16 protein-coding genes are annotated in these 17,101 nt (G+C 44.9%); 9 read left to right on the top strand and 7 right to left on the bottom strand.

Annotated elements, in window-relative coordinates:
- Positions 1-7: 7 nt before the first annotated feature.
- The gene (locus tag ACMXYO_RS16510; RefSeq protein WP_415886233.1) at positions 8-667 is read right to left on the bottom strand and encodes a hypothetical protein; all 660 of its coding nucleotides are present in this window, start codon (positions 665-667) and stop codon (positions 8-10) included.
- Between the two features lie 348 nt (positions 668-1,015).
- Between ACMXYO_RS16510 and ACMXYO_RS16505 the strand changes: the two genes are divergently transcribed.
- The gene (locus tag ACMXYO_RS16505) at positions 1,016-2,188 is read left to right on the top strand and encodes an alginate export family protein (RefSeq protein WP_415886232.1); all 1,173 of its coding nucleotides are present in this window, start codon (positions 1,016-1,018) and stop codon (positions 2,186-2,188) included.
- A gap of 114 nt (positions 2,189-2,302) precedes the next feature.
- Here the strand turns inward: ACMXYO_RS16505 and ACMXYO_RS16500 are convergent, their stop codons facing one another.
- A complete protein-coding gene (locus tag ACMXYO_RS16500) occupies positions 2,303-3,913 on the bottom strand; it encodes a methyl-accepting chemotaxis protein (RefSeq protein WP_415886231.1) in 1,611 nt (536 codons plus the stop codon).
- A 442-nt stretch (positions 3,914-4,355) separates the two neighbouring features.
- Here ACMXYO_RS16500 and ACMXYO_RS16495 point away from each other — a divergent pair, with 442 nt between their 5' ends.
- The 5 genes from ACMXYO_RS16495 to ACMXYO_RS16475 all read left to right on the top strand — a co-directional run bounded on the left by ACMXYO_RS16495 (position 4,356) and on the right by ACMXYO_RS16475 (position 9,115).
- Positions 4,356-5,336 carry a TRAP transporter substrate-binding protein gene (locus tag ACMXYO_RS16495; protein WP_415886230.1) on the top strand — a complete coding sequence of 327 codons (981 nt, stop codon included), beginning with the start codon at positions 4,356-4,358 and terminating at the stop codon, positions 5,334-5,336.
- A 143-nt stretch (positions 5,337-5,479) separates the two neighbouring features.
- The gene (locus ACMXYO_RS16490) at positions 5,480-6,064 is read left to right on the top strand and encodes a TRAP transporter small permease (protein WP_415886229.1); all 585 of its coding nucleotides are present in this window, start codon (positions 5,480-5,482) and stop codon (positions 6,062-6,064) included.
- The gene (locus ACMXYO_RS16485) at positions 6,065-7,462 is read left to right on the top strand and encodes a TRAP transporter large permease (RefSeq protein WP_415886227.1); all 1,398 of its coding nucleotides are present in this window, start codon (positions 6,065-6,067) and stop codon (positions 7,460-7,462) included.
- 188 nt (positions 7,463-7,650) lie between these two features.
- Positions 7,651-8,151: a hypothetical protein gene (locus tag ACMXYO_RS16480; protein WP_415886226.1), complete on the top strand. Its 501-nt coding sequence runs from the start codon at positions 7,651-7,653 to the stop codon at positions 8,149-8,151.
- Between the two features lie 52 nt (positions 8,152-8,203).
- Positions 8,204-9,115 (top strand): RluA family pseudouridine synthase, encoded by a 912-nt coding sequence (locus ACMXYO_RS16475; RefSeq protein ID WP_415886225.1) that lies wholly within the window; start codon positions 8,204-8,206, stop codon positions 9,113-9,115.
- A gap of 3 nt (positions 9,116-9,118) precedes the next feature.
- Here ACMXYO_RS16475 and ilvA read toward each other — a convergent pair whose 3' ends face one another.
- Entirely contained in the window at positions 9,119-10,636 is a 1,518-nt protein-coding gene (ilvA, locus tag ACMXYO_RS16470) for a threonine ammonia-lyase, biosynthetic (RefSeq protein ID WP_415886224.1), read from the bottom strand.
- A 171-nt stretch (positions 10,637-10,807) separates the two neighbouring features.
- On the opposite strand from ilvA, the gene rpiA reads away from it, so the two are divergent.
- Positions 10,808-11,479: a ribose-5-phosphate isomerase RpiA gene (rpiA, locus tag ACMXYO_RS16465; protein ID WP_415886223.1), complete on the top strand. Its 672-nt coding sequence runs from the start codon at positions 10,808-10,810 to the stop codon at positions 11,477-11,479.
- 78 nt (positions 11,480-11,557) lie between these two features.
- Here rpiA and ACMXYO_RS16460 read toward each other — a convergent pair whose 3' ends face one another.
- Positions 11,558-11,863 carry a hypothetical protein gene (locus ACMXYO_RS16460; protein WP_415886222.1) on the bottom strand — a complete coding sequence of 102 codons (306 nt, stop codon included), beginning with the start codon at positions 11,861-11,863 and terminating at the stop codon, positions 11,558-11,560.
- 121 nt (positions 11,864-11,984) lie between these two features.
- Here ACMXYO_RS16460 and ACMXYO_RS16455 point away from each other — a divergent pair, with 121 nt between their 5' ends.
- Positions 11,985-12,779: a metallophosphoesterase gene (locus ACMXYO_RS16455; RefSeq protein WP_415886221.1), complete on the top strand. Its 795-nt coding sequence runs from the start codon at positions 11,985-11,987 to the stop codon at positions 12,777-12,779.
- Between the two features lie 165 nt (positions 12,780-12,944).
- Here the strand turns inward: ACMXYO_RS16455 and ACMXYO_RS16450 are convergent, their stop codons facing one another.
- The 3 genes from ACMXYO_RS16450 to ACMXYO_RS16440 all read right to left on the bottom strand — a co-directional run bounded on the left by ACMXYO_RS16450 (position 12,945) and on the right by ACMXYO_RS16440 (position 14,083).
- Positions 12,945-13,418 carry an MEKHLA domain-containing protein gene (locus ACMXYO_RS16450; protein ID WP_415886219.1) on the bottom strand — a complete coding sequence of 158 codons (474 nt, stop codon included), beginning with the start codon at positions 13,416-13,418 and terminating at the stop codon, positions 12,945-12,947.
- Positions 13,419-13,512: 94 nt separating this feature from the next.
- Positions 13,513-13,911: a heavy metal-responsive transcriptional regulator gene (locus ACMXYO_RS16445; protein WP_415886218.1), complete on the bottom strand. Its 399-nt coding sequence runs from the start codon at positions 13,909-13,911 to the stop codon at positions 13,513-13,515.
- Positions 13,912-13,960: 49 nt separating this feature from the next.
- Positions 13,961-14,083: a hypothetical protein gene (locus ACMXYO_RS16440; protein WP_415886216.1), complete on the bottom strand. Its 123-nt coding sequence runs from the start codon at positions 14,081-14,083 to the stop codon at positions 13,961-13,963.
- 409 nt (positions 14,084-14,492) lie between these two features.
- On the opposite strand from ACMXYO_RS16440, the gene ACMXYO_RS16435 reads away from it, so the two are divergent.
- Positions 14,493-17,081 (top strand): DUF748 domain-containing protein, encoded by a 2,589-nt coding sequence (locus ACMXYO_RS16435; protein WP_415886215.1) that lies wholly within the window; start codon positions 14,493-14,495, stop codon positions 17,079-17,081.
- Positions 17,082-17,101: the final 20 nt, after the last annotated feature.

The raw sequence follows: 17,101 nt of genomic DNA, 5'->3' as shown, positions 1-17,101 counted from the left end.
CCAATAATCAGTATACATCCAGAAACTCGAAGTCTTCTTCGTCAGCCTTTGGCTGCACTTCGTAGAAGGTTTCGCTCAATTGCCAGGTCAGTTTTTGGTCTTGGCTAATATCCACTATCTGCGTTAATCGATTGTTTTCCGCTTTTAACTGCGGATGCCATAAGGTTAGGCGATATCTTCCCAAGTGGTGAAGATCGAACGAAGCTGAGCCAGTTTTAGTGGTTTTGGCAAAATAAGGCGTATCAACAATCAGGATAAAACCACTCATCCAATCATGGATGTTACAGCCCATAGCGACTGTCTCAGTGGACGAGTCGGGCTCAAACGCCTTTAGGACTTTTGATTCACCAGATTTTAATTTAAAGGAAAAACGGTTTGGTCCGGAAATCGAATAGATGTGGTGGGTAAAGTCATCTTTATTGCTGAACTGTACCTCATTTTGGCGTTGCATCACGGTGATATGCGGTGCAAATGCGCGATCTTTTTGTGTGATCTCGATTTTCTTACGTTCGATTTTTGGTGCAGGCTGATCTAATGGTTCAGCATAGAGGACGATGGAATTTACCCCTGATTTATCGGGGTTTAGAACAGTAATATCCAATGTTGCAGCCTTAGTGTGAGAGGTCAATAAGATCGCAAAGCAAGCTACGGTTGCGCGTATATACACCGCTATTCTCCAAAATGGGTTCCGTTTCCTTAAGAGAGACCTATTTGAGAAAAATAGGTTCATTAATTATCAAGCATTCAAAAACAGACCTTATGGATGAGGTTGTAATAATTTTGGAGTAAATGCCCTTTCAAAATGTCGGATCAATTCTGGACGGTTTTGCACTAACTCGGTGTTAGGTTTCTCTTATTTGCTGCACCGTGATAAAGCAGGTGCTAATTTAGGTGTTTTAAAGATGTGCAGATTAAACATTTTTGTCGGCTTTTGAGCCGAATTTACTCAAATTACGCTTATTGGCATAGGCATTGCTCCAGCACTAGCAATCATTTTGTGAGTTAGGAGTAAATAATGAAACAACTACCCTCTAAGTTGTTGTTAGCCACGGCTATCGCAGCTATATCGACCCCATCAGCCTATGCCGCTGAGTCTATTGCCGAAGCGTTTCAGAACGGTGGAACCTCCGTTAGCTTCCGTCTACGTTATGAAGACGTTGAAGACGATTCTGCTGCTGAAGATGCGAATGCTTTGACTTTAAAGTCTCGCTTAACCTTTAAAACAGATGAATTTAAATTTGTATCAGCTTTGGTTGAAGTAGATGATGTAACTGAACTGGATGATGTTGAGTACAACGACGGCGTCAATGGCATGGGAACGAAAACCAAAATAGTTGACCCTGAAGGCACAGAAGTAAACCAGGCGTATTTAGCATTTACAGGTCTGCCTGATACCACTGTAAAGGTTGGTCGTCAGCGTATCCTTCTAGACAACCAACGCTTTGTTGGTGGCGTAGGCTTCCGTCAGAACGAGCAGACTTACGATTCGCTATCGGTTAAGAACAGCTCTTTGGCTGATATAGAGGTTTTCTACGCATATATCAATGATGTCCACGGCATTACAGGTTCGGACAGCAAACACGATACACACCTATTCAACGTTAAATATAAAGGTCTGCCTTTTGGTGCTTTAACGGGTTACTACTACAATTTTGAGGAAGATAAAGTTGGTGGTTATGATCTAGAGACCTACGGCCTACGTTTTAGCGGTTCTCAAGATGCGGGTGATACAAAGCTGCTATACACAGTTGAGTACGCTACACAGGATAATGGTTCGACTGATCCTGACTACTATCTATTAGAGGGTGGCGTGGTTTTCTCTGGTGTAACGACCAAGCTGGGCTACGAAGTACTAGGGTCCGATGATGGTGCGGCGTTTAACACGCCGTTAGCAACTAAGCATAAATTTCAAGGTTGGACGGATAAGTTCTTAGCGACACCTGCAGACGGTATTGAGGATCTTTATGTCAGTGTCGGTACTAAGTTGGCAGGTGTTAAATTGCTTGCGGTTTATCACGACTATGAAGCTGAAGAAACGGGCGCTGATTTAGGCTCGGAATGGGGTTTTGTTGCGGCTAAAAAGTTTGGCAAAAACTACGGCTTAAGCCTGAAGTATGCTGACTATGACGCAGGTGATACTGGCGCGGATAAGAGCAAACTGTGGCTTACTGCTACAGCGAACTTCTAAAGCTGTGTCCTCAGCTGCCCGAGTAGTGACGGGTGAAATAATAGAGCGATTCCCTTCACGTTCTATTAAAAAAGAAGCCGCCATATTGGCGGCTTCTTTATTTTGTTTAGAAGGTTACAGTTTGAATTTCTGTACCATCATTTCTAGCTGTCCAGCTAGCGTATTCAGCTCATGAGCAACTTGGTTCAGTTGACCAGCACGAGATGAAGTGTGCTCAGCTGTTTGAGCGATCTCATGCACACTGGATTCAACGCTACTAGCCATCTCTGTTTGCTCTTTAACAGATGATGAAACCATATGGTTCATATCGTTAATCGCACGAACTTCTTCGGCAATTTTTATCAGTGCATCAGAGGTTTCCTGAACTTTCTCTACGCCAGCTTCTGCACTCGCGTGCGCTTGATCCATAACGGATACAGCATCACGGGCATCGTTTTGAAGCTCTTCAATAATCGCGTTGATCTCTTCAGTCGAGTTGCGCGTTTTACTTGCTAGGGTGCGTACTTCGTCCGCTACCACAGCAAAGCCCCGGCCTTGTTCACCGGCACGTGCGGCTTCGATTGCAGCGTTAAGCGCCAGTAAGTTAGTTTGCTCAGCAATTTTTTGAATTACTTCTAGTACGGTTCCAACACTCTGACTTTGTTCATCTAGCTTGTTGATAACATTCAGAGCTCGGTCAATATTACTCTTCAGGGAATCAATGGCATTGATTGCCTGTTGAGTAATATGAGTACCTTCCTGACTTTGCTCAAGGGCTAGGTCAGATGCAGATACGGTATTTTCAGCGCTGGCTTCAACACTTTTAGTTGCCGCTTCCATTTGTTCCATAGCAGATGCGACAGCACTGGTTTGAATCTGCTGATTGTTCACAGCGCTATTCGCCATATCAGCAATATCATTGATTGATGTACTTGATGAGCTTAGCTGATGAACAGTAGAGCTTACTTTACTCAAACTGGAGTGAAAGTCCGCAAGCATGGTATTCAATGAAGTAGACATTGTGCCAATCTCATCGCTTGAATTCACGTCTATACGCAGTTTCAGGTCAGAGTTCTTATGGATGGTGTTGATGGTTTTACCCATGCGCTTAACTGGGCGTACCACAAGATGGCCAAGTAAAAGGCTGATTAGCACTAAACCAATGATAAACAAAACCAGCTCGGTTAGCGCGACGCTGACCAAGTTAGCACGAATAGTATTATCTAGGTTTTCAAAAGAGTATGTGACACGCACAGCCCCTAATACATCGCCCTCAGTAGTCTGGTGACAGAGTAAACAGTTAGTGCCTTTGTAGTCAGGTAGGGCTTTCATCGGTGTGATAACGGTTAAACGATGTCCTTTATCATCATCGATCTCTTCAATTATTTGCTCGCCTTGCATTGCTCGCTTATCTAGATCATCCATTATTTTGGAGTCTTCGGTACCTGGTCCGTACACTTTGGAAACACTATCGGCGCGGATAATGCGTGCTTCTAATACATCAGGGTTAGCAAGAATCTTTTTCTGTAGGGTTTCACGGTTAGACATGGCACCGCTCAGCATCAGTATATTGATACTGTCAAAGTAGGAATCAGCTGTCTCGGTTGTTGTACGTTGAACAACTTCAGAAACTAACTGAGTTTCACTACGATATATCGCGGTTAGAGAACTAACCAAGATAATCAGGAACACAACTGCTAGAGAAATGTTTACCTTTGTTTGAATTGATAGGCCATCCAATTTCACACTTCAGCTCCCGTCATAATTGACGTCATTTTTATAATAGTGGTTAGCATAGTCAGTAACTCATCATAAGGCGAAGCTGATATTACACACAAGCCTTAGGTGCTTTGTTCTTTCGATGTAGATCAATGAAACGCTATTTTTGGATGCTGATTCAATAAATAACAGCAAGGATGGATGGTAATTCGCCTATTTAGAAATGAAAAATGAGTGGAAATCCGCCATTTTTAAAATGATCTAAAACCTACTAAGAAAATGATTAAATTTCCGCTATCTCAATGCTTATAGGGCCTTCAGGTCTTTATTGAATTTAATTTTAAGAATTGGCCCTTTCTTTGCTGTCTAGTGTCATGGGTTCAGAAAGTTCTGTGACTGCTAAAAACAGAAAGCGCTGAATTTCAAACAAAACAAGCATAATTAAATTCAATTAAACAGGAGATGCACAATGCGTTTACTGACCGCTGCGGTAACTTCCCTTGCACTAACTCTAGGAGCACAAGCTGCTGTTGCAGCCCCAGTAGAAATTAAGTTTTCTCACGTGGTTGCTGAAAACACACCAAAAGGCCAGATGGCTCTTAAATTCAAAGAGCTAGTAGATGAGCGTCTAGCTGGCAAAGTTGAAGTTAAAGTATTCCCTAACTCTCAGCTATTTGGTGATAACAAAGTTTTGGAAGCTATGTTGCTAGGTGATGTGCAGATGGCTGCGCCTTCTCTATCTAAATTCCAGAAGTTCACTAAAAAGCTTCAGATCTTCGATCTGCCTTTCCTGTTTAAAGATATGGCTGCTGTAGAAAAATTCCAGAACAGTCCTGATGGTCAAAAACTACTAGGTTCTCTTCAGAGCAAAGGTCTAGTGGGTCTAGGTTACCTACACAATGGTATGAAGCAGCTTTCTGCAAGCCAAGAGCTTAAAGTACCAGCTGATGCTTCAGGCAAAAAATTCCGTATCATGACATCTGACGTACTACAGGCTCAATTTGAAGCTGTAGACGCTGTTCCTCTGAAAAAGCCTTTCTCTGAAGTATTTACACTTCTACAGACTAAAGCGATCGATGGTCAAGAGAACACTTGGTCAAACATCTACTCTAAAAAGTTCTTCGAAGTTCAGCCTTTCATCACTGAATCTAACCACGGTGTACTGGACTACCTAGTCGTAACGTCTGCTGAGTTCTGGATGGGCCTTGATGCAGGTCTAAAAGTTGAAGTTAAGAAAGCCCTAGACGAAGCGATCAAACACGGTAACGGCATCGCTGCTGAAAAAGCTGCGTCTGATAAGCAGAAAATCATCGATTCTAAGCGCTCTCAAGTAGTTAGCCTATCTGATGCAGAACGTGCTCAGTGGGTTGAAGCGATGAAGCCTGTATGGAAGCAGTTTGAAGATGAGATCGGTGCTGATCTGATCAAAGCTGCTGAAGCAAGCAACTAATATCACGCCACCTAATCGGGCGGGCTTTGCCTGCTCGGTTATGTTCAGAGGAGAACGATTAACGGTGCTAGCCGTGGGTTGTCCTGTGAATATCTCCTTTTGAAAAAAACTATTAAAGACGTGAGTCGCTAGGGGAGCTATATATGGTTCGTAATCTTGTAACAAAATTGGAAGAGGGCTTTTTATCCCTGCTTCTAGTTTCAATGACATTACTGGTATTTGCAGAAGTGGTTGCACGCTTTGGTTTTAATGCTGGTATCCATTGGGCACAGGAAGTGACCCTTTTACTCGCTGCATGGTTTGTACTCTTTGGTGCTTCTTATGGTGTCAAAGTTGGTGCCCATATCGGCGTGGATGTTTTTGTAAAACTGATGCCTGAACACACGCATCGGTTAGTCACTTTGGTTGCTGTTGGCCTGTGCTTGGTTTACTGCGGACTGTTCTTATACGGCTCTTGGATCTACATCAGTAAGATGAAAATGATCGGTATCGAGTTGGAAGATCTTCCTGTACCAAAATGGATCCCCATGAGTATTTTGGTGATCGGTTTTGTTCTATTGATCATTCGTTTCTTAGAGCTGGGCTGGAAAGTTGTAACTAAGAAAGCAGATGGCTTCCACTTCGCGGATGAAGCGGAAGAATCTATGGAGATCGCTAACGAGCTGAAAGAAACAGCGCTAGGCGACCCTAATGACAGCCAGAATCAAAAAAAGCAGGAGGATAAATAAATGACTATTGCTGTACTGTTTATCACTCTGTTTGGGTGCATGATCATCGGTATGCCGATTGCTATCGCATTGGGCTTATCTTCTGTTACCACTATTTTGTTGTTCTCAAATGACTCGCTAGCATCGATTGCATTGAAGCTGTTTGAAGCGACTTCAGAACATTACACGCTACTAGCGATTCCGTTCTTCATTCTGTCCTCAGCGTTCTTGTCTACCGGGGGGGTAGCAAAACGTTTGATTAACTTCGCGGTTGATACCGTGGGGCATATCCGAGGCGGTCTGGCGATGGCATCGGTAATGGCGTGTATGCTATTTGCTGCGGTATCTGGTTCATCTCCAGCAACTGTAGCGGCGATCGGAACTATCTGTATCGCGGGTATGGTGCGCTCTGGTTATCCACAGTCTTTCGCTGCGGGTGTAATTGCGAATGCGGGTACTTTGGGTATCTTAATTCCACCTTCGATCGTAATGCTGGTATACGCTGCTGCGACGGAAGTTTCGGCTTCACGTATGTTTATGGCGGGTTTCATCCCGGGCCTAATGATGGGTCTGATCCTAATGATCGCTATTTACATCGTTGCGCGTGTTAAAGGTCTTCCATCTCAGCCGTTCCCAGGTTTCCGAGCGTTGGCTAAGTCTGGCCTAATCGCGATGGGTGGTTTGATGCTGATCTTCATCGTACTAGGTTCTATCTACGGTGGTGTTGCATCTCCAACGGAAGCGGCGGCAGTAGCTGCAGTATACGGCTACTTTATTGCGGTAATGGGTTATCGCGATATTGGTCCGATGAAAGGTATCCCGTGGCAGAAAGATGGCGAGAACTTTGTGACTGCAGCGGTGCGAAACGCACTGCAGATGCTTTGGGCTTTACCTAAGTCAATCAATGACCCAGAAGTACGTAAAGTACTGCTAGACGCATCTAAAGTATCCATGATGCTGCTATTCATCATTGCCAACGCAATGCTGTTTGCGCACGTTCTAACAACAGAACGTATTCCGCACACGATTGCTGAACAGATTCTAGCTTGGGGTCTACCAGCTTGGGGCTTCCTGATCGTAGTAAACATTTTGCTACTGATTGCGGGTAACTTTATGGAGCCGTCAGCGATCCTATTGATCATGGCGCCGATCCTGTTCCCAATCGCAACGCAGCTAGGTATCGACCCAATTCACCTAGGTATCATCATGGTTGTAAACATGGAGATCGGGATGCTCACCCCGCCGGTGGGACTTAACCTCTTTGTGACCGCCGGGATTACCGGGCAGAACATGATATGGGTTATCAAGGCCTGCTTGCCGTGGCTCTGCCTATTGTTAGGATTCCTAATCCTGATCACTTACGTGCCGCAGATCTCGCTATTCCTACCGGAATATATCGATAAGCTGAACGGTTACTAAGGAACTAGCAAAACATTTCTTATCGAATCAACCTCACTCAAGGGGGGAGTCTCCTCCCCCGTTTAAACAGTTGATTAGTGCTTTAACCACCGCTTGCGGTGGTTTTTTTTGTCTTAAATTTGGGCTAGCTGGCTGGCGAGGGTATAATCGCCGCTTCTAATGCATTGGTTACAAAAGAGACAGATAGAGTGATTGGGTATATTGCAGCGCTATGGGGTTTCAGCGGTATTTTCCTGTTAATAGGCAGCGCGATCTATCGTCTTAGCGATATAGGTCTGCAGACCTTTAACTATGATCTTTCATGGTACCACTGGGCAGCATTAGCATTTAGCGTCATTTTTATGGGCTTTGCTGAAGGTTATCGTGGCTTTCAACAAGCGTGGTCACCGCGTGTGGCGGCTCGTATTCTGTATCTGTCGCAAAATGTCTCTCCGGTCCGCTTTGTCTTTGCACCCCTGTTTTGCATGGGATTCTTCTCTATCGTTCGTAAACGTATGATTGTTACCTACTGCCTCACGCTGGGCATCATCTCAATGGTGTTGTTGGTACATCAGTTAGAGCAGCCTTGGCGCGGCATTGTTGATCTTGGCGTAGTGACTGGGCTTATCTGGGGCCTAACTTCATTACTACTTTTCTCAATCAAAGCGTTTTTTAGCGAAGGATTTGAGCACTCGCCAGAGATGCCTTAACGCGAGTAGCTAATTGCTAGACGCTGCGCTTGTTAGTGGCTAGGAGGGAATCATGGCTGATGGCTTTGTTCTATATTTCACAGTTTATTGTCCTGCCCCAGCCATTTCCTGTTTTTTATCCACGCGTTTAGCCAGTCTTCATCAAGCACAATTACCTCGGCTATTCGCTGAGGGTTTGATATCTGTCGATGGTCAAATTGCTTCTGCAAACCAAGTCTTAGCAGTAGGGCAGCAGGTAGTGGTTTCGCTACCGGATCATTATGAAGAGTCTGTTGATACTCAATGGCGCAAGCTTTGGGAAAACGACGAGATTTTAGCTTTAGTTAAGCCCCATCTACTGCCAGTTAGCCGTACCACTCGAAACCTATATAACACGCTAATCTCCCTTGTACGTCGTCAGACAGCCTATGAGGATGCGCACCTGTTGCATCGGCTGGATACCGAGACCGCAGGCATCATTCTGCTAGCCAAAAACAAAGCGGCAGATAAAAAGTGGAAACCGCGATTAGATCAGTTGATCAGCAAAAAGATCTACCACGCGTGGGTAGAGGGTATGCCTGAATGGGATGAACTTAGCTGCGAATGCGACCTATCGGAAAAAATCAGTAGCCCGATTCGCAGTCAGATGTATGTGGTGGACCAAGCCGAATTAGATTTGTACCCCAAACCTAAACAGAGCAAAACCTTGTTTCGGGTCTTGCGAAGGGAAGAGGGTCAAAGCTTAATTGAGTGCGAGTTAATCACCGGCAGGAAACACCAGATTCGGGCGCATTTAGCGCATCTTGGCCACCCGATCATAGGCGATAAGATCTATTCCAAAGGTGGGAAGTATTATCTGAAACGGTTGGAAAGCCAGCTCGGAAAAGCGGATTTTGCAGAGTTAGGTTCTGAGTATCAGATGCTGACAGCGGTAAGGGTGGAAATTAACCCTGATGGCCAACCAGTGACCATCAGGATTGAGTAGGACTTAACCTAAGAACAGCTTATAAGCTGCGTTATCGGTTTCTTCCCAGTAGTTGTAGCCGATCTCTGCCAAGAACGTACCTACTTGATCACGTTCAGTTTCAGGCACTTGCATACCTACCAATACGCGACCGTAAGCGGCACCGTGGTTGCGGTAATGGAACATTGAGATGTTCCATTTTCCACCCAATTTCTTCAGAAAGTTCATCAGTGCGCCTGGGCGCTCTGGGAATTCAAAGCGGTAGATCACTTCGTTTTCCAGCGTTGCCGGCGCATGACCGCCAACCATATAGCGTACATGGATCTTAGCGATCTCGTTTTCGCTTAGGTCTTCAACTTCGTATTCTTTCTCGCGTAGCTCGCTGATCACTTCGTCGCGGCCATCACCACCGGCTTTTAGCTGAATGCCAGCAAAGACGATAGCATTGCTATCATCGCTATAGCGGTAGTTAAATTCAGTGATATTACGATCGCCTAGCGCTGAGCAGAACTTCTTAAAGCTACCCGGTTTTTCAGGGATACGTGCCGCGATAATAGCTTCACGTTGTTCGCCCAGTTCAGAGCGCTCAGCAATGTGACGCAAACGGTCGAAGTTTACGTTAGCGCCAGAATCGATCGCGATTAGAGTTTTATCGCTGATCTCTTCGCGGGCAACATACTTCTTCATACCGGCAACCCCTAGTGCACCTGCAGGTTCGCAGATAGAGCGGGTGTCGTCGTAGATATCTTTGATCGCAGCGCAGATCTCATCCGTCGAAACTGTGATTACATCATCAACGTATTTCTTCGCTACTTCAAAAGTGTTTTCGCCGATGATTGCCACAGCAACACCGTCGGCAAAGATGCCAACCTGATCCAAAGTGACACGTTTACCTGCATCCAAAGCCGCTTTTAGACAGGCTGAATCTTCAGATTCTACGCCGATCACCTTAGTTTCTGGGCGAAGGTATTTTACGTACGCAGCAATACCAGCAACGAGGCCGCCACCACCGACAGGGACAAAGATCGCTTCGATCGGACCGGATTCCTGACGTAGGATCTCCATCGCAACCGTACCTTGGCCAGCAATAACATCGGGATCATCAAACGGGTGCACGTAAGTCATCCCTTTTTCAGCAACTAGCTTTTGGGCATGAGCCGCAGCATCGTCGTAAGCGTCGCCGTGAAGTACTACTTTGCCGCCAAGACGACGGACGTTATTCACTTTTACGTCCGGCGTAGTTTTTGGCATAACGATGGTCGCTTTAACACCTAAGTGTTTCGCGGACATTGCTAGGCCTTGAGCATGGTTACCAGCGGAAGCTGCTACAACGCCACAAGCGCGTTCTTCATCGGTTAGCTGCGATAGTTTGTTATAAGCGCCGCGCAGCTTGAAGGAGAACACTGGCTGTTCATCTTCACGCTTCAGCATAATTCGGTTATTCAGACGCTCAGAAAGACCTTTTGCTTCATCCAGTGGAGTTTCGATTGCCACGTCGTAAACGCGGGCCTCGAGGATTTTTTTGATATATCTATCTGGCATGATATTTCGCCTAATGTTTCGTCTGAATAAAAGTAAGCGGGAAATGGTAAAGGGAAACGCCCTGTTACGTCTACAATAGGTCACTAAAGCTGCGTATAATTTAGCGTAATTCATACATATTTTAGTGAAAACCCCGGTTGTTTTCCGTCATGCATAAAACAGGTGCCTAACATGACCCAGGACGAGATGAAAAAAGCAGTTGCTGAAGCTGCTGTGGAGTACATCAAACCTAAACTAAATGAAGACAGTATTGTGGGTGTGGGCACAGGTTCTACTGCCAACTTCTTCATCGATGCCCTAGCTGAAATTAAGCACTTGTTCGAAGGTGCGGTAGCGAGCTCCGAAGCTACGGCTGAGCGCTTAAAAGGTCACGGTATCGAAGTTTATGACATGAACTCTGTTGCCGAGATGGAAGTGTATGTTGATGGTGCTGATGAATTTGATTCTGGGCTGAATCTTGTTAAAGGTGGCGGCGGTGCACTGACGCGCGAAAAGATTGTTGCTGCGGTAGCCAAAGAGTTTGTCTGTATCGTAGATAGCACGAAGAAAGTTGATATCCTTGGCGAATTCCCGCTGCCTGTAGAAGTCATCCCAATGGCGCGCTCTCAAGTAGCGCGTGAGTTGGTAAAACTGGACGGCATGCCAGAGTGGCGCGAAGGTTTCACGACCGACAACGGTAACCTGATCCTCGATGTTCACGATATGGAGATCATGAACCCTAAGCAGCTAGAAACTCAGCTAAACAACATTGTAGGTGTAGTAACTAACGGCTTGTTCGCTAATCGTGGTGCTGATGTTGTATTGATGGGCACACCTGAAGGTGTAGAGACTATCACGCTTTAAGGCCGTTACTAGTGTCTAGTTGTTAGACGCTGTGCTTGCTAGATGAGATAAAAAAACCTGCTTCGGCAGGTTTTTTGTTTAAGCGTCTTTTCGCGTGGCATGTTGTATATGCTGAAATCTAAAGGATAGGCTTTGGCCAAAACGCACCCCTTCAAACTCTCTAGCGCAGACATTAGAAAAGCCAGAAACCTCGCCTTTCAGGGTGCCGTCTTCAGCTAATTGAATCTCACGGAGATGAACCTCCTGTCCTTTATATAACAATGCGACTTCTATTGCTGTACGTGCAATACGTGCTTCGGAGCTTTCTGTTTGTGTAATAGGGGTATATTGCGGAGTGGGGCCAACTAGTTCAAAGCCCAGTGCATCGGCGTCTGTCTTGTTCATCTCTTTCATATCTTTTGGGTTTTGATTCTACGTTTAAGCCTAACATTAGCTAATCAATCATGGAATTAAGCAGTCAAAGCTTGGTCATAGGGCAAGAACTTTTCCAAAGCAAGGTTGATAGATGAAGCTGTTACTCCTCTCCGATATACATCTAGAAGTGATTGCTGATGCTGACGGATTACAGATCCCAGAAACTTCAGCCGATATTATTCTGTTCTTAGGGGATATCGCATCGGGTGAGCAAGGCTTGATTTGGGCAATTGAGCAGTGTGAGCGCTTAGGTATAAAAGGATTGTATATTCCCGGCAATCATGAATATTACGGGTGTGATATCAAATCGTTAGATAATAGCCTAAGAGCCGTTGCTAAAGGCTCCGCAGTGACTTTTTTAAATTGTGATGAATATATTCACAATGATTTTCGTTTTCTGGGTTGTACTTTATGGAGTGACTTTGAAGCCTATGGCGCTCAGCAGAGTAATTTAGCTATCGTGAAATCTCGCATTAAGGACTATCGCAAAATTGAATATTTATCTGCGGATAACGGAGCTAAAAGGCGTTTCTTTTTGCCAGAAGATGCACTAGCCATGCACCAAGAGCATCGAGGATGGTTAGAGGAAAAGTTAGCAGAGCCTTTTAATGGAAAAACCATATTGCTCAGTCATCATGGAATATCTAAACAGTGCCAGCATCCACAATTCCCAATCGATGAGCTTGCAGGGAGCTATTGGAGCGATTTGGAGTATCTATTTAAAGATCATATTGAGTTAGCTTGTTTTGGTCACACGCATGCTAATCTCGACCTTAGGTCAGGAGCCGGATTTCGGCTGGTGAGCAACCAAATGGGCTACCGCAGACGCTTATCTGATCTGCCTGAATGCCCCGATTTTTCTTTCCAAAAAATTATTGAGATTTAATTTAAGCGAAGAATACTTGGCCGATTCGAGAGTGGTTATTTGTGCTTATAGAGTTTTAGAGGCTTATCTTTCTGCTCCCCTTAGTTCTCTACCACCCAGAGTTTCCCACCGTTCCAACATCTAAATATCGCTAAGTGATTTACGATATCGGAAGAAACTAAAGAGTTACTCCGCCAAAGCTCGGCACTTATACAAAACCGCACCTTGTCCCCAGTAAACACCATCCTCGTCGATCACATTCCAAACAATCGCGTCTTCAACCATAAAACGGTTACCTTTGGCTGAGATACGCACGCCTTGGTAATCATCAATAAAGCCATTGTCGGTGACGGCTTTAAGCAAGCGGTTTCGCTCTTCTTGGGTTTGCGATTCAGCGGTATAGCGTGATGGTAGTTTGACTAGCTCTTCCCACTGAATTTCAAACTGCTCCATCCCTTTTGCGTTGGAATAGTTCAGTAGGGGGTCTTCATTTGCGTTGTGAGAAAGAACTGGGTGAGCTGCGTTATATAGAGCTTCAGGGCGTTGATTACTGCTGGTGTCAGACGGAATCAGTGACTTGCCAGTTAGGCGTTCGAAGCTACTTAAAAGTCGTTCTGCTTGTTCTGCGGCGAAGTTGTTCTTGGAGCTAGGTTTGTTCATGGTGTCGAATTCATCTGTGTTGTGTAGATCTTATTGAAGACTAATCTTGGGGATTTTTTGCCTTACTCGCAAGTATCCGTTGTGATGGCTATTTCTAGTGCTTCAAAAAGTCGATAATTGGGCAGTCCGAGACAGTCCCTTCACCGCAGCAACTATTGGAGAGTTGTTCCAATGAGTGCTCGATCTTTTGTAGTTCGCTAATCTTGGTTTTGACTAAAGCGATCTTATGTTCGACCTGTTGTTTTACCAGTGCTGAGCTGGTGGTTGGGTCGGTCTGTAATGACAGGAGCTCGCTTATTTCTTGCAGTGAAAAGCCAAGGTCTTTGCAGCGATGGATAAAGTGCAGACGTTGCAGGATCGTTTCGGGATAGACCCGGTAACCGGAAGGAAGACGGTCGGGTTCAGAGATAAGGCCGCGCTGTTCGTAATAACGAACGGTTTCTACGCTGATGCCGGATTGTTTTGCGACTTGTCCAATTTTGAGCTGTTTCATAGTTCCTGTTTAACACAGCAACCGAAACAGCTCAAACAGGCTGAGGCGATTACAGAGTAACGCGGCTCAGTGCGATGCTAGCAGGCATAGTGATCCACGCCAGAGCGATCAAGTTAATGATGATCCAGGAGAAACCTGAAGAATCGCGGAAGTTTTCGTCATGATCTGCCATCGAAGTCACCCTAATGTCAGGCATGCGGATTTTGATCGATCATTGAAGTCACAGCATTTGACTTCACCTGCTAATGAGCTCTTAAGAGCTTCTGGTTCCAGGTTTAGTGCAATCGATTTAAATCTCGCAAAAGTTTATGTGCATAGAACTGTCTTGTCGGAAGCGCTAAGGCTTCAAAAACGTGGGTGATTTTATCAAGAGTGGGACGTTTTTAATAGCCAGAATAAATCGTCCTTAGGGACTGTAATAGCGTCAAGGTATCATTACAAACTGTAGGGACTTTTCGGTCGGTTTCAAATTTTCACTCAACTTAGCCTGTTTTTTTCGTTTCTATCGTAAAGATTCGCTTTCTATTCATGAAACTGGATTATGATAGAGAGGTTATTAGCTCGTCTGGCGAAAAGGGACTATGTTGCGTTTTCTTCTGGTTGTTATCGTTTTAGTTGCTCTGTTACTGCATAACCTGCCTTTATTGGTGCGAGATCAGGTGGTGCTGTGGTTACTGAACAATGGTGCGGATAAAGCTCAGTTGTCAGCTTTAGAAGTAGAGTGGTTTGAAGGCCGTATCAATATTAAAGGTCTTAAAGCGGAAGCTGCGGATAAACCGCCTTTGCAGGTAGATAACCTCTCGGTTGATCTGGATTATGAGCAGCTACAGCAAGAACGTATCTTAATCACCGATTTGAGCCTTTCTGGCATTAATTTAGGCGTTCGTCAGAAAGAGCAGGCGCTTTGGTTAGGTCCAATCGATCTGAATCAATTTAAATCCGAAGACGCCGCGGTTGAAGAAAAGTCAGAAGAGGCCCCTTCAAATTGGAGTTTTGGTTTAGCGCAGCTAAATCTTCAAGCGATCAACTGGCAGGCTGAGTTAGATGGCCAGACACATAAGCTGCAATTGAAAACTGGGCGCATCGCTGATTTTTACTTGTGGGATCAGGATCAGCCGGTTGCTTTGGATCTTGATGGCTCTTTAAACGGTGCGCCAATCGTATTGCAGTCCCAGTCCAAACCTCTTCCTGAAGAGAAGAGTTCTGAGATCAAAGTTAAGTTAAATAACTTTCCCATCCATAGTGTCACTGCTGTATTTATGCCTGAACTTCGTGGTCATCTGGATATGGATCTCGATCTAAATGTACGCACTAACCTTAGCAATCAGCTTTTACAGGTAAAACAAAAAGGTAGCGTTAAGTTACGTGGATTAAAGTTTCGCCAAGAGGATATGGTGCTTAAGCAAAACTCATTAGTCTGGAAAGGTGATGTTGATATCGGTGTTTTGGCAGGTGAACTAAAAGGGCTAAAAACTGCAGGCCAAATCAAAGTAGCGGGTTTGCAGCTTGATCAGGGCACACAAGCGGTCAATGTAAATGCGGCTGACTTCGTATCTGTCATCGAGATGGAAGGATTGCAAAAACTGACCCTTAAGGATTTGATTTTAAAAGCGGAAGGTATTGCGCTTAAGCAAGCAGGGCTGAATATTAATATCAACGGCGTGTTGGCACATGGTGCTGTGCAGACTGCTGATATGAAAAAATGGCAAGTTAATATTCCTACAGCCGCTCTGCAAAACGTTATCTTATCTAAGGGATCGCAAGAGCTGATGAGCCTTGCTACCTTGCGCTTAACTCAGGCGCAACTACGAGACGTTAACGATATCAGTCTAGATAAGCTGGAAACCGAGAAGCTCAAAGTTCAAGGTAATGGCGGAGTGTTTACCCAGTGGGGAGCAATCACCGCCGATGATATTAAGTTTAAACAGCAAAGCGAACTGAGTATTAACTCCGTGCAGTTGAGTGATAGTAAAACGCGGATGTTGTTGTCATCTAAGCGTCAGCTGACCGATCTGGATTGGTTATTAGCTCAGCTATCTAGCAGTGAGAAAAAGGCTGCCCCATCAGCGAAAGAAGCCGAGAAACAAGCAAGCAAGCCAATCAGAGTTAAGCTGAACAAACTGCGTGTTAGTGGCAGCAATCCTATCCAGATTGTTGATGGCGGCGTTAAACCTGCTTTTAAAACGAATCTTACTATTCAGAGCCTCGCTTTAAGTAATCTAGATACCGGTTCCAAAGGTAAAACCACGTTTGATCTGAAGGCTAAAAACAAGCTATCTACCATTAATGCTAAGGGTGCTATTGAGTTATTCAGCGGTAATTTTGGCGGTCATTGGGATGCCAAAATTAAAGGCTTAGAACTTCCGCAAGTAAGTCCTTACTCGCTTGAATATACTGGTTATTACTTACAAAGTGGTCAGCTTAGCTTAACCACAAAAGGCACCATTAAAGGTCGTAAGCTCAATGGTGACACCGATATACGTTTGAACAAGCTCGATGTTGAAGCGCGAAACAGTGAGCGTAGTGGCGAGTTTGATCAGAAGGTATCTATGCCTCTAGGAACAGCATTGATGATCCTACAGGATAACGATGACAATATTGATTTAGAGATCCCAATTGATGGGTCTTTGGATGATCCTCAATTTGGCTATCAGACCGTGATTAATAAGTTGGCAGGTAAAGGCTTAAAGAGTGCTGCAATGGGTTATCTAACTAAAGCACTACAGCCTTTCGGAACCCTAATTTCGATCGGTAAGATGGTGATGGATGCGCAAGAGAAAGGCTCGTTCATTACCCTGCAACCGGTCTACTTTGACGTGGCGGGTGCCACCCTTAACTCTGAATCATCAGCTTATCTGTCGAAACTGACCCAGATGATGCAAGAACGTAAGGGCATGCGGATGAATATCTGTGGCCTTGCTGTTGCTGAAGATCAGCCAGTTATATGGCAACAGATCTTGGCTGAAAATGCTAAGCGCAAGAAGCCTCTACCAGAGGAAGAAATTCAGGCAGAAGTGACACCAAAGCTGCAGCAGTTAGCCCAGGATCGTAGCGATGTTGTGAAAGCTGCGCTCTCGAAAGATGGTATCGATATTGAGCGCCTGTTTAGCTGCTATCCAAAAGTGGATCTGAAACAAAAACTTAAACCGCAGGTAAGTTTAGGACTATAAAAAGCCAAAGGGCTCTTTAG

Origin of the sequence: Neptuniibacter sp. QD37_6 (genome assembly GCF_047778085.1) — a bacterium.
Taxonomy (GTDB): domain Bacteria; phylum Pseudomonadota; class Gammaproteobacteria; order Pseudomonadales; family Balneatricaceae; genus Neptuniibacter.
Note: the sequence above shows the minus strand (reverse complement) of the source record. Positions and strands in the feature narration are given on the sequence as shown.

Coding starts and splice junctions, on each gene's coding strand:
- ACMXYO_RS16450 (WP_415886219.1), bottom strand. CDS start 13,418: ATGAACAAACCTAGCTCCAAGAACAACTTCGCCGCAGAACAAGCAGAA.
- ACMXYO_RS16485 (WP_415886227.1), top strand. CDS start 6,065: ATGACTATTGCTGTACTGTTTATCACTCTGTTTGGGTGCATGATCATC.
- ACMXYO_RS16440 (WP_415886216.1), bottom strand. CDS start 14,083: ATGGCAGATCATGACGAAAACTTCCGCGATTCTTCAGGTTTCTCCTGG.
- ilvA (WP_415886224.1), bottom strand. CDS start 10,636: ATGCCAGATAGATATATCAAAAAAATCCTCGAGGCCCGCGTTTACGAC.
- ACMXYO_RS16435 (WP_415886215.1), top strand. CDS start 14,493: ATGTTGCGTTTTCTTCTGGTTGTTATCGTTTTAGTTGCTCTGTTACTG.
- ACMXYO_RS16490 (WP_415886229.1), top strand. CDS start 5,480: ATGGTTCGTAATCTTGTAACAAAATTGGAAGAGGGCTTTTTATCCCTG.
- ACMXYO_RS16475 (WP_415886225.1), top strand. CDS start 8,204: ATGGCTGATGGCTTTGTTCTATATTTCACAGTTTATTGTCCTGCCCCA.
- ACMXYO_RS16445 (WP_415886218.1), bottom strand. CDS start 13,911: ATGAAACAGCTCAAAATTGGACAAGTCGCAAAACAATCCGGCATCAGC.
- ACMXYO_RS16460 (WP_415886222.1), bottom strand. CDS start 11,863: ATGAACAAGACAGACGCCGATGCACTGGGCTTTGAACTAGTTGGCCCC.
- ACMXYO_RS16505 (WP_415886232.1), top strand. CDS start 1,016: ATGAAACAACTACCCTCTAAGTTGTTGTTAGCCACGGCTATCGCAGCT.
- ACMXYO_RS16455 (WP_415886221.1), top strand. CDS start 11,985: ATGAAGCTGTTACTCCTCTCCGATATACATCTAGAAGTGATTGCTGAT.
- rpiA (WP_415886223.1), top strand. CDS start 10,808: ATGACCCAGGACGAGATGAAAAAAGCAGTTGCTGAAGCTGCTGTGGAG.
- ACMXYO_RS16495 (WP_415886230.1), top strand. CDS start 4,356: ATGCGTTTACTGACCGCTGCGGTAACTTCCCTTGCACTAACTCTAGGA.